Source organism: Duganella sp. 1224, assembly GCF_013408245.1.
Lineage (GTDB): Bacteria > Pseudomonadota > Gammaproteobacteria > Burkholderiales > Burkholderiaceae_D > Rugamonas.
Map to the genome: position 1 here is coordinate 16,774 of NZ_JACBYS010000012.1, position 24,186 is coordinate 40,959.

The window sequence follows — 24,186 nt, forward strand, 5'->3', positions numbered from 1 at the left end:
GGCGGAGAACGCGCGCTGTGCACCTGGCTGAGTGACAAATTATGCCCGGTTTCGGCGCGCGAAAATACGCAATTTCTTGCGGGCGTCAAAAATAATTTCTATCGCTGGCGGCCAGATCCGCCCGCAAGCGCAATGCTGCAGCGCGCCATCCGGCGCCATCCGCACGCCATCCGGGGTCAGGTCCGCCATTTCTACACGGCCTCAACCGCTCTGCGGTTGAGGCCGTGTAGAAATGGCGGACCTGACCCCGGAGTTTTAGCCGCGCGGGGCGCCGAGGTAGAAGGCGCGCGGGGCGGCGAAGCTGGCGCGCACTTGTTTCGAGACCTCGTCGGCCAGCACTTCGTCGTCGCCAGCCTGCAGGCCGGCGTAGATGGCGTGGGCGATGTCGGCGGGCGCCGATTTGGGGGCGTCGACGTTGGCGGTCATGTCGGTGTCCATGTAGCCCATGTGGGCGGCCACCACCTGCGTGTTCTGGCCGGCCAGCTCGCCGCGCAGGCCATTGGTCAGCGCCCACGCGGCAGCCTTCGAGGCGCTGTAGGTGCCGGTGCTGGGGAAGCTGGCCCAGCTCAGCGCGGACAGGATGTTGATGATGGCGCCGCCGCCGTTGCGGCCCAGCACCGGGGCGAAGGCGTTGCTCAGGGCCAGCGGGCCGAAGAAGTTGGCTTCCAGCTCGGCGCGGGCGGCGTCCACCGCGTCCGGGCGGATCACGCCACCCACCACGTGGATGCCGGCGTTGTTGACCAGCAGCGTCAGGTCGGGGATGGCGCGCACCGCGGCGGCGATGTCGGCGGCGTTGGTGACGTCCAGCTTGAGCGGCGTGGCGCCGGCGATGTCCACCGTTTCCGGCTTGCGGGCGGCGGCGTAGACCTTGCGCGCGCCGGCCTGGACGGCGGCGGCGGCCAGCGCCTTGCCGAGGCCACGGTTGGCGCCGGTAACGAGCACTACTGCGTCTTTGAGGTTCATGATGTTTCCTTTCTGGAGGGTGGTTGGTCTTTAATATGACCGGTCGTCTTAAAAATGGGCGAAAAAAAATTTACGTCAGGATGCTGCGCACTACCATGCGGGTGTAACGGTCGAGCGGGGCGCGGCTTTGCTCGGCCTTGGCCCGCAGCACGGCGCCTTGCCAGGCGTCGTTGAGGAAGGCGGCCAGGTCGGCGGCCGGCAGCCGGTTGCCGATGCTGCCGTCGCGCTGGCCTTCGGCGATGACCGCTTCCAGCGCCGCGCTGGAACCGGCAAACGCCTGCCGCATGGCCTCGCGCATGGCCGGGATCTGGTTGGACAATTCGGTGCTGAAATTGCCCAGCAGGCAGCCGCAGTGGTAGTCGTTGGCGGCGTTGCCGGCGATCATGCGCTCGAAAAACTGCTGCAGCCGCGCCAGCGGCGCCAGGCTGCGGTCGTGCAGCACGGCGGCGATGTCGCCGATGGCCGCCACGTAACGCTGCAAGACTTCCATCCCCAGCGCTTCCTTGCTGGGGAAGTGGTTGTAGAACGAGCCTTTCGGCACCCCGGCAGCGTCGGTGATGTCTTGCACGCTGGTGGCGTTGAAGCCTTTGCTGTGCAGCAGGTCGACGCTGGTGGTGAGGATTTGCTCTTTGACGTTTGCTTTAGCCATGTGTGTAATATGACTGGTCGTCTCAAAAAGATCAAGCGCTTTTTTTCTATGAAACTGATAGTATATTGGCGTCTGTGACTTTTTTCGGTGGAGAAGCAATGAAAGCAGTTCTGTTGAGCGGTCTGTGTGCGGTCCTGTTGGCGGCGTGCGCGTCCCAACCCGAGGTGGCGGCTGATCCGGCCGCGCCGACCACGGCGGCAGTCAAGTGCAAGGGCAATTACGACGACGCGCCGACCGGCAGCTCGATCAAGCGCCGCGATTGCTCGTCCAATCCGGACGTGCAGAACGCCAATGCCGAGCAATTGCTGGACCAGCGCCGTTTCACCATGCCGACCGGCCAGAACCGCTAAGCGCCACCGCCACGCCAGCGTTTAAGTAGCGTAAAGTAACAATTTCCTGCCGATATGTCGCGGCGGGCGGCGCTCTTGGTATGATTCCCGATGCCCGGCCACAAGCCGGTATATTTCTTATAACATCGGAGAGTTCGAATGAGATTCCCCTTGCTGTTGCTGGGCGCCGCCATGGCCTCCAGCGCGCTGGCCGCGCCGCGCGGTTTCACGGTAGAAGACCTGGTCAAGATGGAGCGGGTCGGCAACCCGGTGCTGTCGCCGGATGCGACGCGCGTGGTGTACACCGTGCGCACCACCGATCTGGATAAGAACCGTGGCAATACCCAGCTGTACCTGCTGGACCTGCGCCATCCGCAGGCGGCGCCGGTGCGCCTGACCCAGGCCGCCGCCAGCAGTTCGGATCCGGAATGGGCGCCGAACGGCGAGGCGATTTATTTCCTGTCGGGCCGCTCCGGTTCGTCGCAGGTGTGGCGCCTGCCGCTGACCGGCGGCGAGGCCAGCAAGGTGACCGACCTGCCGCTGGACGTCGATAACTTCCGCCTGTCGCCGCAGGGCGACCGCCTGCTCTTCAGCATGGCCGTGTTCCGCGATTGCGCCGACCTGGCGTGCACCAGGAAACGCCTGGACGAGCAGGCCAAGGTCAAGGCCAGCGGCAAGGTGTACGACAAGCTGTTCGTGCGCCACTGGGACACCTGGGCCGATGGCCGCAACAATGTGCTGTACTCGGCGCCGATCGACGCCAGCGGCAAGGTCAGCGCGCAGCCGGTCAGCCTGAGCGGCATGCTGGACGGCGATGTGCCGTCCAAGCCGTTCGGCGACCATGACGAATACCACTTCAGCCCGGACGGCAAGACCGTGGCCTTCTCGGCCCGCATCGCCGGCCGCACCGAGGCGTGGTCGACCAACTTCGATGTCTACACGGTGCCGGCCGCCGGCGGCACGCCGACCAATCTGACCGCGGACAACCCGGCCTGGGACACCAAGGCGATCTACTCGCCGGACGGCAAGACGCTGGCCTACGTGGCGATGACCAAGCCGACCTTTGAGGCCGACCGCTTCCACCTGGTGCTGGTCGACGTCGCCACCGGCAAGAAACGCACCGTGGCCGACCATTGGGACCGCTCGATTGCCGACTACCGCTGGACGCCGGACAGCAAGGCCATCCTGGCCAGCGCCGACGACATCGGCCAGCACCGCCTGTTCGCGATCGACGCCGCCAGCGGCAAGGTGACGGCGCTGACCGGCAAGGGTTATGTGGCCGGCTTCGACGTGGCCCGGGACACCATCGTGATGGCGCAGGCGCACCTGACCTCGGGCGCGCAGCTGTTCAAGTTCAAGCTGGGCGGCTCGGGCGAGAAAGCCGAGCAGCTGACGCACCTGAACGAGGCCGCGCTGGCCGACGTCAAGTTTGGCGAGTACGAGCAGTTCTCGTTCACCGGCGCCAATGGCGACACGGTGTACGGCCACGTGATGAAGCCGTGGAACGCGCAGCCGGGCCAGAAATACCCGATCGCCTTCCTGGTGCACGGCGGTCCGCAGGGCAGCTTCGGCAACTCGTGGAGCTATCGCTGGAATCCGCAGGTGTACGCGGGCGCCGGCTATGCCACGGTGTTCATCGACTTCCACGGTTCGACCGGCTATGGACAGAAGTTCACCGACTCGATCAGCGGCGACTGGGGCGGCAAGCCGCTGGAGGACCTGCAGAAGGGCCTGGCGGCGGCGGTGCAGAAGTTCCCGTGGCTGGACCGCGACAACAGCTGCGCGCTGGGCGCGTCCTACGGCGGCTTCATGATGAACTGGATCCAGGGTAACTGGCCGGATGGCTTCAAGTGCATAGTCAACCACGACGGCGTGTTCGATGCGCGCGGCATGGCGTATTCGACCGAGGAAATCTGGTTCACCGAGTGGGAAAACGGCGGTCCGTACTACGACGTGCCGGAGCAGCACGAGAAGTTCAACCCGGCGCTGAAGGTGAAGAACTGGAAGACGCCGATGCTGGTGGTGCAGGGCGACCTGGACTTCCGCATTCCGACCGCGCAGGGCATCGGCGCGTTCACCGCGCTGCAGCGTCGCGGCATTCCGAGCAAGTTCCTGTTCTTCCCGGACGAGAACCACTGGGTGCTGAAGCCGGCCAACTCGGTGCTGTGGCATCACACGGTGATCGACTGGCTCGACACCTACATCAAGAAAAACTAAGACCAGTTATGCGCCCGCGCTGCGCGGGTGTTTCCACATTCGGGAGATTCAATGAAAAAGTATCTGATCGCCGCCGCCGTGGCGCTGGCTGTTGGCGGCGCCTGCGCCGCCGACGCGGCGCCGCGCGCTGAAAACGCTTACCTGTCGCAGGCCGATGCCGCCGCCCGTTCGGCGCGCGTCAGCAATGTCGATTACACGCTGGCCTTCACCCTGACCGGCAAGGAAAGCTTCAGCGGCACCACCACGCTGAGCTTCGACCTGAAAGACGCGGCGCAGCCGCTGACCATCGATCTGGACAAGGCCACCATCGCCAGCCTGACCGTCAACGGCAAGGCTGTCACGCCGCAGTACAACCAGTGGTTCATCACGCTGGCGCCGGCCGACCTGGTGGCCGGCCGCAACACCGTCACCATCGTCTACAGCCGTTTGCACAGCACCAACGGCGAGGGCCTGCACCGCATGGTGGACCCGGTCGATGGTCGCGTCTACACCTACTCGCATTTCGAGCCGGCTGCCGCGCACCAGATGTTCCCGGTGTTCGATCAGCCGGACCTGAAGGGCACCTACCAGGTGACGGTATCCACGCCGGCCGACTGGGTGGTGTCGTCCACCACGCGCGAGACCAGCGTCAAGGACGTCGACGGCGGCAAGCTGTGGACCTTCCCGCGCTCAAAGAAACTGAGCCCGTATAACTTCTCGATGCACGCCGGCCCGTACAAGGTGTGGGAGGACAACAGCGGCAAGTATCCGATGCGCCTGTTCGCGCGCCAGTCGGTGGCGTCGCAGGTGTCGCCGCAGGACTGGTTCAAGTACACCAAGGCCGGGCTGGCGTTCTTCGACCAGTACTTCGGCATCCCTTACCAGTTCGAGAAGTACGACCAGCTGCTGGTGCCGGACTTCCTGTACGGCGCGATGGAGAACGCCGCCGCCATCACCTTCGCCGAGGGCCGCTTCCTGCACAAGGAGGAGATGACCACGGCGCAGAAGGAATCGCTGGCCGGCGTCATCAACCACGAGATGGCGCACCAGTGGTTTGGCGACCTGGTGACGATGAAGTGGTGGAACGGCCTGTGGCTGAACGAGAGCTTCGCGTCCTTCATGGGCACGCTGGCGACCGCCGAGGCCACCGAGTTCGCCAACGCCTGGCAAAGCTTCTACTCGGGCGGCAAGCAGGCGGCCTATGTGCAGGACCAGCGCGTGACCACGCACGCGATCGAAACGCCGGTGCCGTCGACCGCCAACGCGTTCGACAATATCGACGCGATTACCTACTCGAAGGGCGCGTCGACGCTGAAGCAGTTGCGCCACCTGCTGGGCGAGGAGGTGTTCCGCAAGGGCGTGCATAACTACCTGGTCAAGTACCAGTACCAGAATGCGACGCTGGATAACTTCATCGGCAGCCTGGCGGAAGCGGCCAACCGCGATCTGAGCGGCTGGACCAGGGAGTGGCTGTACGAGCCGGGCGTGAACACCATCGCCGCCGAGTTCAGCTGCGCCGGCGGCAAGGTGTCGTCGTTCACGCTGCGCCAGACGGCGAGCAAGGAGCTGCCGACGCTGCGCGAGCAGCGCGTGCAGGTGGGGCTGTTCAAGCTGGGCAAGGATGGCCTGACGCTGGACAAAAACGTCGCCATCACCTACAAGGGCGCGGCCACGGTGGTGCCGGAGCTGAAGGGCGCGGCCTGCCCGGATCTGGTGTATCCGAACTACCAGGACTGGGGCTTCGCCAAGGTGCAGCTGGATAAGAAGTCGTTCGCGACGGCGCAATCGAGCCTGCGCAAGGTGGACGATCCGCTGCTGCGCTCCATGCTGTGGCAAAGCCTGTGGGATGGCGTGCGCGACGCGCAGCTGCCGCTGAACGCTTACCTGACGACGGTGCTGGCCAATGCGCCGCAGGAGCAGGATTACACGCTGCTGGGCGACATCCTGGAGAAGGTGCAGGCGTCGGTCGGCTACCTGAATCTGATGGGCGATTCGGCTTACCGGAAGCAGGTGACGGCGCAGCTGGAGCAGATGAGCTTCAAGGCGGCCAGCGCGGCCAGCGACAAGAACTTCCAGCGCCGCTGGTTCTCGACGTATGTGAGCCTGGCGTCCAGCCCGGCCGCGCTGAAGCAGCTGGCGGATATCCTGAACGGCAAGCTGGTGGTGCCGGGCCTGAATGTGTCGCAGGATGTGCGCTGGACGATTCTGCGCCGCCTGAACCGCTTTGCGTACCCGGGCACGGAGGCGCTGCTCGCTGCTGAACAGGCGCAGGACAAGTCGGACAGCGGCCAGCAGGCGGCGATCGCGGCGATGGTGATACGTCCGGATGCCAAGGTCAAGGCGGAATGGGCGGCGACGATTGCCGATCTGCAGACCAAGCTGCCGTTTTCCAAGGTGCGCACGGCGATGGGCAGCATGTATCCGCCCGAGCAGCGCGCGCTGGGCGAGCTGACGGCGCAGCAGCGCCTGGACACGCTGGGGGCGGTGGACAAGGCGGCGGGGCCGGTGTACATGCGCGCGTACGCGGCGTCGATGATCCCGGCAGCCTGCACGCCGGCCAGCGTGCAGCGCCTGGATGCGGCGATTGCCAAATTGACCGATCTGTCGACCGGTACCCGCCGCGCCTTGCTGGTCACGCGCCAGGAAGACGCGCGCTGCGTGGCCATCAAGAAGGCGATGACGGCGCATTAAGCCTTTGTTGCCGCCGCGCTTTAAAGCCAGCCCGTTTTGGGCTGGCTTTTTTTTTATTCAAATGCGACGTCTTCGATGCGGAAGCGCAGCTTGCGCCGCTCCGGCAGATCCCAGCCTTGGCCGGGCGTGGTGTCGCGTGGGCGCGGCGGCGGCTCCGGCGCGGCGGCCGGCCGGGCCAGCAACTGCGTCTGCAATGCGGTCAGCAGGGCGGCCGCGGATGTGTCGCAGAGTGCCGCCGCGGCGCCAGCCACGCCGGGCGGTTGCCGCTTTATTTCGGCGCGCAGCAGGCAGGCTTTTTTGAAGTGTTGGTCTTCAGGGCGTTTGATGCTGAGATCGGTCCAGGCGTTGCGCGTGGTGCGGGCAAATGATTGGGCGAATTGGTTGGGGGTGGTCGGCCGTCCTTTGTGGAGGATGTCGTCGCCGACAACGCGGGCGTAGTTGTGGTCGCCGTAGCTCCAGGAGCGTAGCTCGGTGCCCTCTGGCAGGAACAGCGATTTCCACTGGTAGCCGCGGATGTTTGCCGGGTCGCAGCCCTTGGCCAGCCTGGTTTGTTCGCGCAGCCAAAGCTCGATGGCGCTGTTGATGGCGGGCGACAGGTCTTGTGTACCGCCCCGCCGCTGTAGTTGGGTAATCAGGCGGAGCAGGGTGTCCGTGTCGACCTGCAGGGACATTGTGGATTTCATTCTATTTCTCCTTCTATTTTCTTCTATTTAGATCTGTAATTTTCTGCAAAGTTCGGGGCAGAAGAAAATAGAAAAAAATAGAAGGAAATAGAAGCGAAAGCAGAAGGAAATCCACACGGGGACGCGATACACGCCCCCTGTGTGTATAGAGCCGGAATTATTTTGCCGGCGGCGGGGCGACGTCTTGCGTGTTGAGGACGCAGGTGCCGGCGCGGCAGGTGGCGCCGGGATCGCTGATGGCGATGCAGGTGGACATCATGCCCTGGCTGTTGTTGTCGGCGCGGCGCGCGGCCGAATGCAGTTCGACCAGCGACTTGAGCTTGGCGCCGTTGTCGTTTTTGCTGGACCAGGCGATATAGTTTTCCGGGCCGCCACACGCCTTGGCGCCGGTGCCGATGGTGTGGCACTGGCTGTCGCTGTCGCAAGCGAGGTTGCTGTTGGCTGCCTGGATTTGCTGCCACAGGCCGGCGCTGGAATTGTCCGGCATCGGCGTGGTCTGGCGCGCGCCGGCGCAGGCGGTGAGAAGTAGCAGGCTGGCGGCGGCCAGGCGCAGGGTGTGTGACAGTGTGGTCATGGTTGGCTCTCGCTGGTTGGCATGGGTTCGCGCAGGCGGGCTTTGCGCGCCACGCCGTCCGGCCCGAACAGGATGGTGAATTCGGCCGGCTGCTCGCCGTTGCGCGCTGGTGGGTAAGTGTAACGCCAGATCTGGTAGCCGCTGTCGAAGCTGATGGTTTGCGCCGGGCCGAGGCGGGCGCGCATCTGGTCGGCGGTGCGGTAATCGTCGGCCAGCGCGGTGTCGGCGGGGCCGGGCGGGCTGTCCATGTCGTCGAAGGTCAGCAGGGTGTCGTCGGACCAGCCACGGTCCCAGATCGGCGCGTAGTAGCTGCGGTCGAGCAGTACCTGGCAATCGCAGTAGGGAAGCGTGGCCGGCGTTTGCGTGCCGCCGGCGTACAGGGCGCGCAGCGGCAGGGTGGCGCTGCGGTTGCCGTCGCGCAGGGTGATGGCGAAGACCGGGCGTTCTGCGAAGAACAGGTAGTTGCCTTCGGGGCTGTTGCACACGCGGTCGGGGCTGGTGAACAGTTCGCCCAGCCAGGCGAAAATCTGGGCGTTGTTGGAGAGCAGGCCGGCTTCGACGCCGACCAGGCATTCCAGGCGCAGGTCGCCAAGGCGGCGCGTGCCCTCGGGCACGTTGGGGCTGCGCACCTGGGCGCGCCAGGTCAGGGTGCTGGTCTTGCGGCTGGCGATCAGGGCGGCGTCCTCTTTTGCCGCCTGGGCGTTGCGCTCCAGCGTGAAGCTGTGGTCGGCGGCCACCGGCACCGGCAGCGAGACGGTGTCGCCGGCGACGCGCAGGCTGATGCCGTCCAGCTGCGTGCTGGGCAGGCGCGGCAGCAGCTGGAAGCGCAGCGTGGCTTGCGGCGCCAGCGCGTGGTGGCGCGCGAAGATGTCCATGCCGGCCAGCATTTTGCGGTAGGACTTGTCGACCGGGTCGCGGGTGGCGGCGACCGTGACGCTGGGCGCGGCGGTCTGGGCGGCGGCGGTGCCGGCCAGCAAGCAGGCGAGCAGAAAAGTCAGTGAACGCATGGGGCCAGCGTAAAGCATTGCGGCCGGCAATGTCGCACCGCTGGCGCGGCGGCGGTTCAAGCGGGCGGCGGCGCCGGCTGCGGCTGCTGTTCGATCCAGCGCAGCAGCTCGCGGCCGAAGACGCGGGTGCGGGCGGTGTCGACCTGGCGCTGCTTGTAGGCGGCGTGGCTGGCCGGGCCGCTCAGGCTGCGATGGTAGCTGTCCTCGTCCATCAACTGGATCTCGTATTCGAAGAAAAAGCCGACGTCGTAGTCCTGCTCCGGCGCCGCGTCCAGCTGCTGGACGTGGATCATCTTGCGCACCGTCACCTGCATGCTGCTGAAGCCGCTGCCGCTGTGCGGATTGTCGCAGCGCGTCTGCGGCTGCGCCAGCGCGGCCAGTTCGGCGTCCATCTGCCGCAGCAGGGCCAGCGGGTAGCCGTCGGCGTGCTCCAGCTGTGCGCGGTACTTGCTGAACACCTGCTTGGCCGCGTCCAGGTCCAGCAGCGTGTTGCGGGTGCGTCCGGCATCGACATTGGTCACCGACAGCAGGTGCGCGCGCTGCAGCGTGCGCAGGGCCAGCAGGCATTCGCAGCGGGTGGCGAACACCAACCGCACGCCCAGGTGGTCATAGATATCGGCCGCCAGGTAGGCGGCCTTTTGCAGCAGCTTGAGCAGGATGCTGTTGCGGCCCTTGTTGTCCTTGCGGTCGTAGTGCAGCAGCGGCAGGCACAGTTCGCCGTCGGTCAGGTAGTGGCGGCCGCCGTCGTGGCGGATCACCTCGTCCAGGGTGCCGAACACTTGGGCGCGAATGGCGTGGAAATGCCGCAGCTTCAGGTTGTTGTCGATGTAGAAGATGCCATGCATCACCTTCAGCACCGCGCAGGCCCACAGCCGGCGCGCGTCGGCCTGCTGGCAGTGCAGCGACGCGTACACCAGCAGTTGCAGCGGGTCGTCCGGCGTGGCCACCTCGGGCGGGATCAGCGCCGCTTGCGCAGGCGCCAGGAAGGTGGCGCGGATGAAGGCGACCGCTTCCTGGTGGGCGCGGCGGATCAGCGCCGGCGCCGCCGGCTGGTCGAGGTCGAAGCCATATTCGCGCACGAACTGGCGGGCGTCGTGCAGGTTGCGCAACGCCAGCGCCTCCAGGTCGATGGCCGACACGCCGTTGGCGATGGCGTGCAGATAGGTCCAGTTCAGCGACAACTTGGCGGCGCCCTTGAGCGAGGCCTGTAATGCGGTCATGGCGTGCGTCTCCTCACACCGGTTATTTTTAATTCTCCAGTGGAACTATCATAGCGCCTTACGGCGCCGCGCTGTGGGCTTTTGCTGACAGGCGCGCCGCTGCGCCTCGGGAAGATGCGCAAAGTTGCCAGAAGTGCTACAGTAAGCGCGATCTGTTTACGTCCCGGAGTCCGCATGTCCTTTCTGATTGTCCTTGCCGCGCTGGTGTTCCTGATGCTGGCCGCCTACCGCGGCTACAGCGTGATTTTGTTTGCGCCGGTGGCCGCGCTGGGCGCGGTGCTGCTGACCGATCCGGGCGCGGTGGCGCCGGTGTTCAGCGGCATCTTCATGGACAAGATGGTCGGCTTCATCAAGCTGTACTTCCCGGTGTTCCTGCTGGGCGCGGTGTTTGGCAAGCTGATCGAATTGTCCGGCTTTTCCGAGGCGATCGTGGTGGCGGCCATCAAGTACATCGGCCGCACGCGCGCCAACGCCGTCATCGTGCTGGTGTGCGCGCTGCTGACGTATGGCGGCGTGTCGCTGTTTGTGGTGGTGTTTGCCGTGTACCCGTTCGCGGCCGAGTTGTACCGCCAGAGCAACATCCCCAAGCGGCTGATGCCGGGGGCGATCGCGCTGGGGGCGTTCTCGTTCACCATGGACACCTTGCCGGGCACGCCGCAGATTCAGAACATCATCCCCACCACGTTCTTCAAGACCACCGGCTGGGCGGCGCCGTGGCTGGGCGTGGTCGGTTCGGTCGCCACGCTGGCCGCCGGCCTGGCCTTCCTCGAATGGCGCCGCCGCTCGGCGATGGCGACCGGCGAGGGCTATGACGGCGCGGCCGCCAGCGCGCCGGCCGCCGCCGGCGGCGTGCCCCCGGCCGGCGCTGCCCCGGCCGCCGCAGCGTCCGCCGCCGGCAGCGTGCCCCCGGCCTCCGCATCGTCCGCCGCCGCATCCTCCGCCTCGGCGGCGACCGCGCGCGCTAGCCTGCCGCATCCGCTGCTGTCGGTGGCGCCGCTGGTGCTGGTCGGCGTCGCCAACTTCGTGCTGACCAAGCTGATTCCCGGCTGGTACGGCGACCAGTACGCGCTGACCGCCGACGCCTTGCCCGGCCTGCACGCGCCGGTGACGCTGCCCATCAAGTCGGTGATCGGCATCTGGGCGGTGGAGGGCGCGCTGCTGCTGGGCATCGTGCTGACCGTCGCCACCGCCTTCGGCCGCATCCGCACCAGCTTTGCCGACGGCACCAAGGCGGCGGTGGGCGGCGCGCTGCTGGCAGCGATGAACACCGCGTCCGAATACGGCTTCGGCGGCGTGATCGCCGCGCTGCCCGGCTTCCTGTCGGTCAGCCAGGCGCTGCGCAGCGTGCCGGACCCGCTGGTCAATGCGGCGGTGTCGGTGACCGCGCTGGCCGGCATCACCGGCTCGGCCTCGGGCGGCATGAGCATCGCGCTGGCCGCCATGGCCGAGCAGTTCATCAAGGCCGCCGAGGCCGCGCACATCCCGCTGGAGGTGATGCACCGCGTGGTGGCGATGGCCAGCGGCGGCATGGACACGCTGCCGCACAACGGCGCCGTCATCACGCTGCTGGCGGTCACCGGCCTGACGCACCGCCAGTCCTACCGCGACATCTTCGGCATCACCGTGATCAAGACGCTGGCGGTGTTCTTTGTGATCGCGGTCTACTATCTGACCGGACTGGTGTAAGCGCGGCGGGCGGATACTGTTTCTGGCAGCGGGTGCAGAAAAAGCTGCGGCGCTGGGTCTTGCCCAGGTGCGCCTTGTGGAAGGGAATGTCGCAGCGCGGGCAGATGCGTTTGGTGTGCGCCTGCCAGTGCTGCTTGAGCACGAAGGCCTTCTTCCAGCGCAGGAAATCGAAGGCATAGGCGCGCATCCCGGCCACCAGCTCGCGCTGCTTGGCGGCCGACAGCGCGCCGACCTGCGACAGCGGGTGGACACGGATGCGGAACAGCACCTCGTTCTTGAAGATGTTGCCGGCGCCGGCAAAGAGGTCCTGGTCGAGGGTGGCGTCGCACACCAGCATGTCCGGCCGGGCGCGCAGGTGCTTGAGCACCAGCTTGGGGTCCCACTGGTCGGCCATCACGTCCACGCGCCAGTCGTACAGCGCGTCGAGGTCGGGCGGCAGGGTTTTGACCGAGCAGGTGTAGAAGTTGAGTTCCTCGCCGTCGTCGAAGCCGAGGCTGAGGCGCGGTTCCGAGTCGGGCTTGCGCTGGTTGATGCGGTAGCTGCCGAACATCAGCAGGTGGATGCGCAGGGCCAGGGTCGGCAGCTGGATCAGGAAGTGCTTGCCCCAGCTGCGCAGGGCGACGATGGGCTGGCCCGCCAGCGCGGCGACATCGACGCCCTGGCTGTTGCCGCTGGCGCGCGCGATGGTGCGGCCGGCGAAGCCCTCGGCGGCCTCGCGCAAGATGACGATCGATGGTCCTTCCGGCATGGCGTGCTCTCCTGGAAACGGGGTCAGTGTGCGCGCCGTCTGCGGCCGTGACGGTACGGCAGCTAACCCTCACCCCCGAACAGAAGGGTCTGACCCAGGGTCAGGACAGGGGCTTCGCCCCGCCGGGCCATGGCCCGGCCCCTGGCGCCAACGGTGTGCGGGTTGCGCTGGTGCCGTCCGCGCCGTTGTGGTCCACCGGGATTCGTGGCAGTATCTCCCCCTCATATCCCTTGAAGGAGCCCCGCTTGAAATCCACCCTGCTTGCCCTGTCGCTGCTGGCCGCGTTTGCCGCGCGTGCCGCCACCGGCCCGGAATTCGACGCCCAACGCCTGTCGCAGGACGTCAAGGTCCTGTCGTCCGACGCGTTCGAGGGCCGCGGCCCGCACACCGCCGGCGAGACCAAGACCGTCGCCTACCTGATCGAACAATTCAAGGCCGCCGGCCTCAAACCGGGCGGCGACATTGTCAAGGGCCAGCGCAGCTGGACCCAGGACGTGCCGCTGGGCCGCTTCGAACTCAAGGGCCCGGTCACGCTGTCGGTCAGCGACGGCCAGACCGTGCAGCCGCTCAGGCAGGGCGACGACCTGGCGGTGCGCGCCGCCATGAACGGCGCCAAGCTGGTCGACATCAACAACGCGCCGCTGGTGTTCGTCGGCTACGGCGTGACCGCGCCGGAGCGCCACTGGGACGACTTCAAGGGCCAGGACCTGAAGGGCAAGCTGGCGGTGGTGCTGATCAACGACCCCGACTTCGAAACCGGCCAGGGCGACTTCGGCGGCAAGGCCATGACCTACTACGGCCGCTGGACCTACAAGTACGAGGAGATGGCGCGGCGCGGCGCGCTCGGCACCCTCATCGTGCACGAAACCGCGCCGGCCTCGTACGGCTGGAACACGGTCAAGAACTCCAACACCAACGTCATGTACGACATCGTCCGCAAGAAGCCGGCCGAGGCGCATGCACCGATGGAAGCGTGGATCCAGCGCGATCTGGCAGTCGACCTGTTCCGGCGCGGCGGCCTCGATTTCGAAGCGCTGAAGAAGCAGGCGCAAACCCGCGACTTCCAGCCGGTGGCGCTGAAGAATGTCACGCTGTCGGCCCACTACGCGGTGGACGCGCAGATCATCGTGTCGAAGAACGTGGCGGCGCGCGTGGTGGGCGCCCAGCGTCCGAACGAGACCGTGCTCTACAGCGGCCACTGGGACCACCTGGGCGTTGGCCTGCCGGACGCCAAGGGCGACAAGATCTACAACGGCGCGGTCGACAACGGCACCGGCATCGCCGCGCTGCTGGAACTGGCGCGCGCTTATGGCAAGGCGCCGGCGCCGCAGCGCACGGTAGCCTTCCTGGCCGTCACCGCCGAGGAGAAGGGCCTGCTGGGCTCCGAATACTACGCGGCCAATCCGCTGTACCCGCTGGCCACCACGGTTGGCGTGATCAACATGGACGCCCTCAGCCCGCACGGCCTGACGCGCAACTTCACCATCTCCGGCAGCGCCAAGCTGGATCTGCTGGACCAGTTGATCGCCAAGGCCAAGCAATGGAACCTGGTGTACAAGCCGGACCCGAAACCGGAAGCCGGCCACTTCTTCCGCTCCGACCACTTCCCGTTCGCCAAGCGCGGCGTGCCGGCCATCTCGTATGGTTCGGGCGACGACCTGGTGGACGGCGGCGTGGCGGCCGGCGAAAAGCTGGAGGCGGACTACAACACCAACAATTACCACCAGCCGTCCGACGAGTGGCACGCCGACTGGACCTTCGCCAGCATGGCGCACGACCTCGGCCTGCTGTATGCGCTGGGCCGCGACCTGGCCGACTCCAAGGCCTGGCCGAACTGGGCGCAGGACGCCGAGTTCCGCGCCGCGCGCGACGCCAGCGCCAAGGAACGCAAATAAGCACATGCAAAAAAAGCTGGGCAGAATTATCTAAAACTTAATAGAATGGCTGGGCGCCTGCTGCGATGCAGGCGCCCTCTTTTTTGCAGGTCCACCACTACCAAGGGAGATACCGCATGTCCATGTCCTTGCGCCGCACCGTTGTCGCGGCCGCCGTCGCGCTGCTGTCCGCCAGCACCGTCTACGCCGCTGAAGCCACCCAGCCTGTCGCCAAAAACGACATCGCCATCCCCGATATCCCGTACACCAAATTCGTGCTGAAAAACGGCCTGACCCTGCTGGTGCACGAAGACCACAAGACGCCGGTGGTGGCCATCAACACCTGGTATCACGTCGGCTCCAAGAACGAAAAACCGGGCAAGACCGGCTTCGCCCACCTGTTCGAACACCTGATGTTCAGCGGCAGCGAGAACTTCAACCAGACCTACCTGAACGCGCTGGAGCGCATCGGCGCCACCGACCTGAATGGCACCACCAACGGCGACCGTACCAACTACTTCCAGAACGTGCCGACCTCGATGCTGGACTACGCGCTGTTTGCCGAGAGCGACCGCATGGGCCACCTGCTCGGCGTGCTGGACCAGAAGAAGCTGGACCTGCAGCGCGGCGTGGTGCAGAACGAGAAGCGCCAGGGCGAGAACCGGCCGTATGGCGTCACGCGCCAGCTGCTGGCGGAGAACACCTGGCCGGTCGGCCACCCGTACTCGTGGACCACGATCGGCGCGATGGCCGACCTGGAGGCGGCGTCGATGAGCGACGTGCAGGAGTGGTTCAAGACCAACTACGGCCCCAACAACGTGACGCTGGTGCTGGCCGGCGACATCACGCCGGAGCAGGCGCGTGAAAAGGTCGAGAAGTATTACGGCGACATCCCACCGGGGCCGCCGCTGGCCAAGCAGCAGGCATGGATCGCCAAGCGCAGCGGCACCCATCGCGGCACGGTGCAGGACCGGGTGCCGCAGGCGCGCCTCTACCGCGTGTGGAACGTGCCGGGCACCGCCACCGCCACCGAGCCGCTGCTGGACCTGGCGGCGCAGGTGCTGGGCGGCGGCAAGACCTCGCGCTTCTACAAGCGCCTGGTGTACCAGGACCAGCTGGCGACCGACGCCAGCGCGTTCAACGACGGATCGGAAATCGCCGGCCAGTTCTACGTGGTGCTGACCGCGCGTCCCGGCGCCGACAGCGCCAAACTCGAACGCGCAGGCGACGAGGAATTGCAGGCGCTGATCAAGTCCGGCCCCACCGCAGCGGAACTGGAACTGGCCAAGACCACCATCCTGGCGCAGTACACCCGCATCGTCGAACGCATCGGCGGCTTTGGCGGCAAGAGCGACTTGCTGGCCAGCTGCACCACCTACACCGGCAATCCGGAATGCTACAAGGACTACCTGAAGGCGATCAAGGCGGCGACGCCGGCGCAGATCAAGCAGGCCTTGCAAACCTGGCTGTCCGACGGCGACTACGTGCTCGATGTGCAACCGTATCCGACCAACCTGACCACCACCGCCAAGCTGGATCGCAGCCAGCCGCCAGCGCTGGGCAAGCCGGAGCCACTGAAGCTGCCGCCCATGCAGAAAACCACGCTGTCGAATGGCTTGAAGGTGGTCCTGGCCGAACGCCACACGGCGCCGCTGGTGAACTTCGCGCTGATCGTCGACGCCGGCTTTGCCTCCGACACGCCGCCCACCGCAGGCCTGGCCAGCCTGACCGGCCGTCTGCTGGAAGAGGGCACCACCACGCGCAGCGCGGCCGACATCAGCGCCGCTTTTGAAGCGCTGGGTGCGGAGTTCTCGGTCGGCACGGGGCTGGACAGCGCCAACGTCAACCTCAACACGCTGAAGGCGACCTTGCCGAACGCGCTGGCGGTGTATGCGGACGTGATCCAGCATCCGGCCTTCGCGCAGAAAGAAGTGGACCGCCAGAAGCAGAACCGCCTGGCCGGCATCGCCCGCGAGAAGTCGTCGCCGTCCGAGATGGGGCTGCGCGTGCTGCCGGCGCTGGTGTACGGCGCCGGCCACGCCTATGCCGGCCCGCTCAGCGGCAGCGGCAGCGAGGCGGCGGTGCGGGCGCTGACGCGCGACGATCTGGTGCGCTACCACCAGACCTGGTTCAAGCCGAATAACGCCACCTTGTTGGTGGTCGGCGACACCACGCTGGCGGAAGTGACGCCGCTGCTGGAAAAGGCGTTCGGCGGCTGGCGGGCCGGCGCCGCGCCGAAGAAGGAGATCGCCACGGTGGCGCCGCAGGCCAAGCCGCTGGTCTACCTGCTGGACAAGCCGGGGGCGCAGCAAAGCGTGATCTATGGCGTGCAGCTGGCGGCGTCCACCAACGCGCCGGACAATGTGGAACTGAATGTGGTCAACGACGTCTTTGGCGGCACCTTCAGCTCGCGCATCAATATGAACCTGCGCGAGGACAAGCACTGGTCATACGGCGTCAATGCCCGTCTGCCAGCGGCGGCCGGTCAGCGCCTGTACCTGAGCTCTTCGCCGGTGCAGACCGACAAGACCAAGGAAGCGCTGCAGGAGCTGGTGCAGGAATACGCCAACATCGCCGGCGCCAAGCCGATCACCGCAGCCGAACTGTCCGACGCGCAGACCAACCAGACCCTGAGGTTGCCGGGATCGTTCGAAACGTCGAGCCAACTGGCGGGCTATTACGGCAACATCATCCGCTACAAACTGCCGGAGGACTACTACAACACCCTGACCGCACGGGTGCTGGCGCTGACGCCGGAAAAAGCCAACGCGCTGGCCGCCCGCACCATCACGCCGGACCGCTTGGTGTGGCTGGTGGTGGGGGACGTCAGCAAGGTCGAAGCGGGGATACGATCGCTGAACATCGGCGAAGTGCGCAAGATCGACGTCGACGGCAAGCTGTTGCCGTAACTGTCATCGTGTCAATGAAACGCCGGCCGGCGCCTGTGCGCCGCGCCGGCGTTTTTTATGGTCGCCAGCAAAGATTCGCGTTTGATGCTAATATTTAGCATCCTAAGTATATTCCAGCGAGCCGGCGATGACTGCCTACGACAAAACCCTGACTTCCCTGACCCACACGCTGATCCACGTGGCGCGCGCCTACAAGAGCGCGGCCGACGCCCTGACGGCGGACTTTGAACTGTCGCACGCCAGCGCCTGGCCGGTGCTGATGATTTCGCGCCTGGGCGACGGCGTGCGTCCGGGGCAGGTGGCGGACGCCGTCGGCATCGAGCCGCCGTCGCTGGTGCGCGTGATCGACCAACTGGTGGCGGCGGGGCTGGTGCTGCGCCAGGACGATCCCAGCGACCGCCGCGCCAAGACGCTGTCGCTGACCGCCGCCGGCAAGAAAATCGCCGACCGGCTGGAGAAGGCGCTGGCGCCGTTCCGCCGCGAGCTGTTCAAAGACATGCCGCAGGCCGACGTCGAAGCCACGGTCCGCACCCTGATCAAGCTTGACCAGGTACTGGCCGGGCGCAGCATGGGCTAAGCGCGGAGAGCTGCCATCATGCACCTGCCCAAATGGAGCGAGATGCTGTTCTCGCTGAAATGCTTCATCGCCTCGATGCTGGCGCTGTACGTCGCGCTGGCGGCCGGCCTGCCACGCCCGTTCTGGGCCATGATGACCGCCTACATCGTCGCCAGCCCGTTCTCCGGCGCGGTGCGCTCCAAGGCGCTGTTCCGCGTGTGCGGTACGCTGATCGGCAGCGCCGCCACCATCGTCATGGTGCCGCGCATGGCCAATGCGCCCGAGCTGCTGTCGCTGGCGCTGGCCTGCTGGGTGGGGCTGTGCCTGTACATCTCGCTGCTGGACCGCACGCCGCGCTCCTACATCTTCATGCTGGCCGGGTACACGGCGGGCCTGATCGGCTTCCCGGCCGTGACCGAGCCGTCGGCGATCTTCGACACCGGCCTGGCGCGGGTGGAAGAAATCACCATCGGCATCCTGTCCGCCACCGTGGTGCACTCGCTGCTGCTGCCGCAGGGCGTGGGACCGGTGCTGCTGGCGCGCCTGGACCGCGCCATCGGCGACGCCCAGCGCTGGATGGGGGAAGTATTGCAGCCCAAGGCCGCAACACCGGCCGCATCGGCCGCATCGGCCGCTGCGGCGCCAGCGCCGGCGACCCATGCGCGGCTGGCGCTGGCCGGCGAAATCAGCGAGATGCGCGTGATGTCGACCCACCTGCCGTTCGACACCTCGCAACTGCGCTGGACCGCCGGCCTGGTGCACGGGCTGCACGACCGTCTGACCTTGATGGTGCCGCTGCTGCTGGCGGTGGAGGACCGCCTCGCCACGCTGCGCGAGGTCGATCCCGGCAGCCTGACGCCGTGGACCGCGCTGCTGGACGATCTGGCCGCCTGGGTGGGCGCCGGCCGCAACGCCGATCCGGCCCGCGCCGCGCAACTGCGCGCGCGGCTGGCGCAACTGCAGCCGGCGCTGGCACCGAACGCCAGCTGGAGCGAGATCCTGCGCCTCAACCTGGCGCAGCGCCTGGACGCGCTGATCGCAGCCTGCGAGGACGGCCTGGAATTGCGCAGCAACGTCGGCGCGGCTATGGCCGGCAACCCTGCCGAATACACGCCGCACGTGACGCCGGCCGTGCTGCACCGCGACCACGGCATGGCGCTGCGCTCGGCGCTGGCGGCGGTGCTGACCATCCTGCTGTGCTGCGCGTTCTGGATCCTCACCGCCTGGCCGTCCGGCGCCGCCGCGCCGATGATGGCCGGGGTGCTGTGCTGCTTCTTCGCCACCCAGGACAACCCGACGCCGGCCATCGTCGCCTTCCTGAAATGGTCGTTGATCTCGATGCCGGTGGCGGCGCTGTATATCCTGTGCGTGCTGCCGGCGGTGCACAGCTACGAGATGCTGGTGCTGGTCATCGCGCCGGTATTCCTGATCGGCGGCGCCTACATGCCGCGTCCCGCCACGGCGGGCAGCGCGCTGGCCTTCCTGATCGGCGTGGCCGGCACCTTGTCCTTGCAGGATACCGGCACATTGGATATCCCGAGCTTCCTGAACAGCACTGTGGCGCAGGTGTTCGGCTACAGCGCCGCCGCCGTCATTACGGCGCTGGTGCGCACCGTCGGCGGCGACTGGATGGCGCAGCGCATGCTGCGTACCGCGCGCCGCGAAGTAGCGCACATGGCGCAAGCCAGCGCGCGCGAACCGCTGCTGACCATTTCGGCGCGCATGGTGGACCGTATCGGCCTGCTGATGCCGCGCCTGGCCATCGCCCATCCCACGCCGGAAGCGCGGGCGCTGGCGGTGGACGGGCTGCGCGAACTGCGCGTCGGCCTGCATGTGGCGCAGCTGTGCGGGCTGCGCCAGACGCTGGAGCAGGCTGGCGTGACGCTGCAACCGCTGATGCAAAACATCGGCGGCTACTTCGGCAGCGCATCGTCCCACCATGGCCAGGCGCCGGCGGCGCTGCTGGAGCGGCTTGACGGCACCTTGCGCGCGGTCTGCGCCGCCGGCGGCAGCATCGGCGCCGCGCGCCCGCAGGCCGCCGCCGCGCTGGCCAGCATGCGGCGCGACCTGTTCCCGCGCGCGGCCGCCTACCAACCGGAGATGGCATCGTGATTGCTGAATTGAGTCTGTACGGACTATACGTCCCCACCTTGCTGCTGCTGTCCATTCTCGCGCTGATCTGCACGCGCGTCCTGGGGCGGCTGCTGATGCGCGTGGGCTTTTACCGGCTGGTATGGCATCCCGCGCTGTTTGAATTTGCGCTGTTCTTCATTCTGCTGGGCAGCTTCTCAACCATCTTAACCAATCGGGGCTGATCATGAACCTCAAGACATCCTTGCTGGCCCTGGGCCGGTTTATTGTCACCATGGCCGCCGTGGCCGTGGCCTGCGTGCTGGCATGGCGCTTGTGGCAGCACTACGAAGTGGAACCATGGACCCGCGACGGCCGCGTGAAGGCGGACGTGGTGCAGGTGGCGCCGGACGTCACCGGCCAGGTCACCCATGTGCTGGTGCGCGACAACCAGAAGGTAAAGATCGGCGACGTGCTGTTTGAAGTGGACCGCGCGCGCTTTGAGCTGGCCTTGCGCCAGGCCGAAGCGGCAGAACAGGCGCAGCGTGCCGCGCTGGATCAGGCGCTGAAGGAATCGCGCCGCAATAACGACTTGCGCGACCTGGTCTCGGCCGAAACCCGCGAACAGGGTTCGTCGCGCGTCGACCAGTTGCGCGCCGCGCTGGCGCAGGCGGTGGTGGCCCGCGATGTGGCCAAGCTGAATCTGGAACGCACCCGCGTGGTGTCGCCGGTGAACGGCACCGTCTCCAACCTCGACCTGCGCACCGGCTCCTATGTCAGCGCCGGCCGCGCCGTGATGGCGCTGATCGACAGCGACTCCTACTACGTCGAAGGCTACTTCGAAGAGACCAAGCTGCCGGCCATCCAGGTCGGCGACGCGGTGGTGGTGCTGCCGATGGGCGAATCGCTGCGCCTCAAGGGCCATGTTGAAAGCCTGGCCGGCGGCGTGGCGGACCGCGACCGCAGCACCTCGTCCAACCTGCTCTCCAGCGTCAACCCGACGTTCAACTGGGTGCGGCTGGCGCAGCGCATCCCGGTGCGCATCAAGCTGGAAGCTTTGCCGGCCGGCGCGCGCCTGGTCGCCGGCCAGACCGTGACGGTCGACGTGCAAAGCAAAAAATCGTAATACGGAGGACAGCATGAACTCCCTTAAAATTCTCAGCGGCGTGACCTTGGCTGCCACGCTGGCCGCCTGCGGCACCGTCGGTCCCAATTACAAGGTACCGGAGCAGGCGGTGATCAACCGTCCGCAAGCCGCCGCGCCTTTCCTCGGCACGGAAGAAGCGGTGTATCAATCCGCGCCGCTGCCCGCGCATTGGTGGCGCCTGTACGACGACCCGGTGCTGGACAAGCTGATCGAACAAGCCTTCGCCGCCAACGCTGACCTGCGCGTGGCGGCCGCCAACCTGGCGCGCACCCGCGCGGTGCTGGATCAGGCGGAAGAAGAACGCAAGCCGGAAGTCAGCATCAGCGCCGCGCCGGGCGTGGGCCGTTCGTCCGGTGTGCCGATCGGCTCGCCGAAAGCGCTGCCCGATAAATTCAACTACGACGCCGGTGTACGCGTCTCCTACCAGACCGACATGTTCGGCAAAATCGCCCGCGCGGTGGAAGCAGCCAACGCCGACACCCAGGCCGCGCAGGCCGGCCTGGACCTGGTGCGCGTGACCGTGGCCGCCGACACCGCGCGCGCCTACGCCGACGCCTGCGCGGCCGCGCGCCAGATCGCCGTCGCCCGGCAGGCGGTCGACCTGCAGCAGCAATTTGTGGCGCTGACCGACGAACGCACCCGCGCCGGCCGCGGCACGGCCATTGACGGTGCCCGTGCCCGCAGCCAGTTGGCGCAATTGCAGGCCGCCTTGCCGCCGCTGCAAGCCCAGCACCGCACCGCCCACTACCGCCTGGCCGCGCTGACCGGCCAGACGCCGCAGGAAATGAATATGCACCTGCTGCAGTGCCAGGCCGCGCCGCGTTTGACGTCGCCGATTCCGGTCGGCGATGGCGCCGCGCTGCTGCGCCGCCGTCCCGACATCCGCCAGGCCGAACGCACGCTGGCCGGCGCCACTGCGCGCATCGGCGTGGCGACGGCCGACCTGTACCCCAGCATCAGCCTGGGCGCCTCGGTTGGCAGCACCGGCCTGCTGGACCACTTCGGCGCCGGCAACGCCTTCCGCTGGAGCCTCGGCCCGCTGATCTCGTGGACGCTGCCGGACACCGGTTCGGCGCGCAGCCGCATCGCCCAGGCGGAAGCCGGCACCCAGGGCGCGCTGGCCAAATTCGACGGCACGGTGCTCAACGCGCTGAAGGAGACGGAAAGCGCGATGACCGTCTATGCGCGTGAACTGGACCGCAACGCCGCGCTGAAAACCGCGCGCGATGAAAGCGCGCTGGCGTCCGCGCAGTCGCACCGCCTGTACCAGTATGGCCGCACCGACTTCCTGTCCGTGCTGGACGCCGACCGCACCCTGGCCGCCACCGACGCCGCCTGGGCCGCCTCCGAAGCCGCGCTGGCGGCCGACCAGATCGCGCTGTTCCTGGCGCTGGGCGGCGGCTGGGAGCAACCGTAAGAATGGTATGCTATCGCCTTCGTTGAAAAGGAGTAAGCATCATGGGACTGGCGGACCAGTTATTAAAAGCCGGGTTGGTCGACAAGAGCAAAGTGAAAGTCGCCCATCAGAACAAGAGCAAACAGCAGAAAGACAATCGCCGCGCCGGCATCGAGACGGTCGACCAAGCCAAGCTGGCGGCGCAGGAACTGCAGCGCGCCAACGCCGAGAAGGCGCGCCTGGCCAATGCCGAACGTGACGCCGCCGCGCAGCAGAAGGCCATCGCCGCGCAGATCACGCAGATGGTGCAGCAGAATAAGCAGAGCAAGGGCCATCACGCCGACATCGCCTACAACTTCACCTTCGGCACCAAGATCGAGCGGATCTACGTGACGGCGGCGGTGCGCGAGCACCTGGTGGCCGGCCGGCTGGTGATTGTGGGCGAGGGCGGCAGCTATGAACTGGTGCCGCGCGTGATCGCCGACAAGATCGCCGAGCGCAATCCGGACATCGTGGTGCGCGTCAAACAGGCCACGACCGAGGTGGACGAGGATGATCCGTACGCCGCCTACAAGATCCCTGATGACCTGATGTGGTAAGCGCCTAGCGGTACGGCTTGCCTAACACCTGGGTCCAGTAAGTCAGGCCCTGATGCTTCTCCGGCGTGACCGCGTAGGCCGCACCCATTTCGGTAAAGCCGGCGTTCATGATGTTGGCGCAGTGACCGGGGCTGGACAGCCAGCCGGCCACGGTTTCTTGCGGCGTGTACGAGCCGAAGGCGATGTTCTCGCCGATGCGGCTCCAGTTATAGCCGGCGCGACGCGAGCGGACGCCGACATCGCTGCCGTCTTTTCCCATGTGATTGAAATAGCGTTGCGACGCCATGTCGCTGCTGTGCTCCAGCGCGGCGACGCCCAGCTGCGCGTTCCAGGCCAGCGGCCCCACCGGCGGGAAGGACTGCTCGCCGCAATTGCGCGCGGTGGCGCGGGCGGCGTTCACCTCCCGCAGTATTTCCTGTCCCGCGTCCTGCCAGTCCGGGTAGGTGGTAGACGGCAGCGGATCAGCCGCGCGCGCCAGCACCACGGTCCATTCGTTGCCATTGCGCGAGCTGCCGATGTCGGTGTAACTGGTGTTGAGCAGCGTGTGGCAGTACAGCTGCCGGATCGCGGCCATCGCGTCTTGCGGCGTAGCGGTGCCGGCGATGGAAATGGCGTCGGCCTTGGTGTTGGCGTAACCGGCGCGCTCCAGCGCGGCCGACAAGATGATGCCGGGCGTGAGCCGCACGGCCGCCAGCGCCGGTTGCGGCGTCAATGGCGGCGCCGGTTGCGCCAGCGCCCCCTGACAAGATCCGGGCGCAGCGCGGTAGGCGTTGACCAGCGCCGTCAGGTGCTCGCCATCCGCCTGCGCAGCTGCCGCGGTGCCGGCGGCAAGCACGGTGGCGAACAAGATTGGCAGTTTGAACAAGACGGCTCCCGGTATCTGGTGTGA

21 protein-coding genes are annotated in these 24,186 nt (G+C 66.8%); 12 read left to right on the top strand and 9 right to left on the bottom strand.

Going from position 1 to position 24,186, the window contains the following annotated elements:
* Positions 1 to 39: 39 nt before the first annotated feature.
* From FHW58_RS26660 to FHW58_RS26670, 3 genes are all read right to left on the bottom strand, one after another.
* Positions 40 to 189 (bottom strand): hypothetical protein, encoded by a 150-nt coding sequence (locus FHW58_RS26660; protein WP_179676221.1) that lies wholly within the window; start codon positions 187 to 189, stop codon positions 40 to 42.
* A 66-nt stretch (positions 190 to 255) separates the two neighbouring features.
* Positions 256 to 963: an SDR family oxidoreductase gene (locus FHW58_RS26665; RefSeq protein ID WP_179676222.1), complete on the bottom strand. Its 708-nt coding sequence runs from the start codon at positions 961 to 963 to the stop codon at positions 256 to 258.
* 70 nt (positions 964 to 1,033) lie between these two features.
* The gene (locus tag FHW58_RS26670; protein WP_179676223.1) at positions 1,034 to 1,612 is read right to left on the bottom strand and encodes a TetR/AcrR family transcriptional regulator; all 579 of its coding nucleotides are present in this window, start codon (positions 1,610 to 1,612) and stop codon (positions 1,034 to 1,036) included.
* A gap of 98 nt (positions 1,613 to 1,710) precedes the next feature.
* Between FHW58_RS26670 and FHW58_RS26675 the strand changes: the two genes are divergently transcribed.
* From FHW58_RS26675 to pepN, 3 genes are all read left to right on the top strand, one after another.
* The gene (locus tag FHW58_RS26675) at positions 1,711 to 1,962 is read left to right on the top strand and encodes a hypothetical protein (RefSeq protein WP_179676224.1); all 252 of its coding nucleotides are present in this window, start codon (positions 1,711 to 1,713) and stop codon (positions 1,960 to 1,962) included.
* 138 nt (positions 1,963 to 2,100) lie between these two features.
* A complete protein-coding gene (locus tag FHW58_RS26680) occupies positions 2,101 to 4,158 on the top strand; it encodes a S9 family peptidase (RefSeq protein WP_179676225.1) in 2,058 nt (685 codons plus the stop codon).
* Between the two features lie 51 nt (positions 4,159 to 4,209).
* Entirely contained in the window at positions 4,210 to 6,828 is a 2,619-nt protein-coding gene (gene pepN / locus FHW58_RS26685) for an aminopeptidase N (RefSeq protein WP_179676226.1), read from the top strand.
* A gap of 53 nt (positions 6,829 to 6,881) precedes the next feature.
* Here the strand turns inward: pepN and FHW58_RS26690 are convergent, their stop codons facing one another.
* The 4 genes from FHW58_RS26690 to FHW58_RS26705 all read right to left on the bottom strand — a co-directional run bounded on the left by FHW58_RS26690 (position 6,882) and on the right by FHW58_RS26705 (position 10,312).
* The gene (locus FHW58_RS26690) at positions 6,882 to 7,511 is read right to left on the bottom strand and encodes a hypothetical protein (protein WP_179676227.1); all 630 of its coding nucleotides are present in this window, start codon (positions 7,509 to 7,511) and stop codon (positions 6,882 to 6,884) included.
* Between the two features lie 157 nt (positions 7,512 to 7,668).
* Positions 7,669 to 8,085 carry a hypothetical protein gene (locus FHW58_RS26695; RefSeq protein ID WP_179676228.1) on the bottom strand — a complete coding sequence of 139 codons (417 nt, stop codon included), beginning with the start codon at positions 8,083 to 8,085 and terminating at the stop codon, positions 7,669 to 7,671.
* Positions 8,082 to 9,092, bottom strand: a complete 1,011-nt coding sequence (locus tag FHW58_RS26700) for a hypothetical protein (RefSeq protein WP_179676229.1) — start codon at positions 9,090 to 9,092, stop codon at positions 8,082 to 8,084. Before FHW58_RS26700 ends, FHW58_RS26695 begins: the two co-directional genes overlap by 4 nt.
* 56 nt (positions 9,093 to 9,148) lie before the next feature.
* Positions 9,149 to 10,312 carry a TIGR04552 family protein gene (locus tag FHW58_RS26705; protein ID WP_179676230.1) on the bottom strand — a complete coding sequence of 388 codons (1,164 nt, stop codon included), beginning with the start codon at positions 10,310 to 10,312 and terminating at the stop codon, positions 9,149 to 9,151.
* A gap of 174 nt (positions 10,313 to 10,486) precedes the next feature.
* On the opposite strand from FHW58_RS26705, the gene FHW58_RS26710 reads away from it, so the two are divergent.
* Positions 10,487 to 11,998: a GntP family permease gene (locus FHW58_RS26710; protein WP_179676231.1), complete on the top strand. Its 1,512-nt coding sequence runs from the start codon at positions 10,487 to 10,489 to the stop codon at positions 11,996 to 11,998.
* On the opposite strand, the gene FHW58_RS26715 is transcribed toward FHW58_RS26710, so the two are convergent.
* The gene (locus FHW58_RS26715; RefSeq protein WP_179676232.1) at positions 11,940 to 12,746 is read right to left on the bottom strand and encodes a DNA-formamidopyrimidine glycosylase family protein; all 807 of its coding nucleotides are present in this window, start codon (positions 12,744 to 12,746) and stop codon (positions 11,940 to 11,942) included. The genes FHW58_RS26710 and FHW58_RS26715 overlap by 59 nt on opposite strands.
* A 245-nt stretch (positions 12,747 to 12,991) precedes the next feature.
* On the opposite strand from FHW58_RS26715, the gene FHW58_RS26720 reads away from it, so the two are divergent.
* The 8 genes from FHW58_RS26720 (at position 12,992) to FHW58_RS26755 (ending at position 23,297) form a co-directional block, all read left to right on the top strand.
* Positions 12,992 to 14,641, top strand: coding sequence for a M28 family metallopeptidase (locus FHW58_RS26720; RefSeq protein ID WP_179676233.1), 1,650 nt, complete (start codon positions 12,992 to 12,994; stop codon positions 14,639 to 14,641).
* A 116-nt stretch (positions 14,642 to 14,757) separates the two neighbouring features.
* Positions 14,758 to 17,529: a pitrilysin family protein gene (locus FHW58_RS26725; RefSeq protein ID WP_179676234.1), complete on the top strand. Its 2,772-nt coding sequence runs from the start codon at positions 14,758 to 14,760 to the stop codon at positions 17,527 to 17,529.
* Positions 17,530 to 17,656: 127 nt separating this feature from the next.
* Positions 17,657 to 18,106, top strand: coding sequence for a MarR family winged helix-turn-helix transcriptional regulator (locus FHW58_RS26730; protein WP_179676235.1), 450 nt, complete (start codon positions 17,657 to 17,659; stop codon positions 18,104 to 18,106).
* 18 nt (positions 18,107 to 18,124) lie between these two features.
* On the top strand, positions 18,125 to 20,197 hold the full coding sequence (locus tag FHW58_RS26735; RefSeq protein ID WP_179676236.1) for an FUSC family protein: 2,073 nt from the start codon (positions 18,125 to 18,127) through the stop codon (positions 20,195 to 20,197).
* Positions 20,194 to 20,400: a DUF1656 domain-containing protein gene (locus tag FHW58_RS26740; RefSeq protein ID WP_179676237.1), complete on the top strand. Its 207-nt coding sequence runs from the start codon at positions 20,194 to 20,196 to the stop codon at positions 20,398 to 20,400. The genes FHW58_RS26735 and FHW58_RS26740 overlap by 4 nt, the downstream gene beginning before the upstream one ends.
* 2 nt (positions 20,401 to 20,402) lie before the next feature.
* A complete protein-coding gene (locus FHW58_RS26745; RefSeq protein WP_179676238.1) occupies positions 20,403 to 21,281 on the top strand; it encodes an HlyD family secretion protein in 879 nt (292 codons plus the stop codon).
* A gap of 13 nt (positions 21,282 to 21,294) precedes the next feature.
* On the top strand, positions 21,295 to 22,719 hold the full coding sequence (locus tag FHW58_RS26750; RefSeq protein ID WP_179676239.1) for an efflux transporter outer membrane subunit: 1,425 nt from the start codon (positions 21,295 to 21,297) through the stop codon (positions 22,717 to 22,719).
* Between the two features lie 41 nt (positions 22,720 to 22,760).
* Complete coding sequence (locus FHW58_RS26755; RefSeq protein ID WP_218892899.1) at positions 22,761 to 23,297, top strand: DUF2058 domain-containing protein; 537 nt, start codon at positions 22,761 to 22,763, stop codon at positions 23,295 to 23,297.
* A gap of 4 nt (positions 23,298 to 23,301) precedes the next feature.
* Here the strand turns inward: FHW58_RS26755 and FHW58_RS26760 are convergent, their stop codons facing one another.
* Positions 23,302 to 24,162, bottom strand: a complete 861-nt coding sequence (locus FHW58_RS26760) for a CAP domain-containing protein (RefSeq protein ID WP_229265508.1) — start codon at positions 24,160 to 24,162, stop codon at positions 23,302 to 23,304.
* Between the last annotated feature and the right edge of the window lie 24 nt (positions 24,163 to 24,186).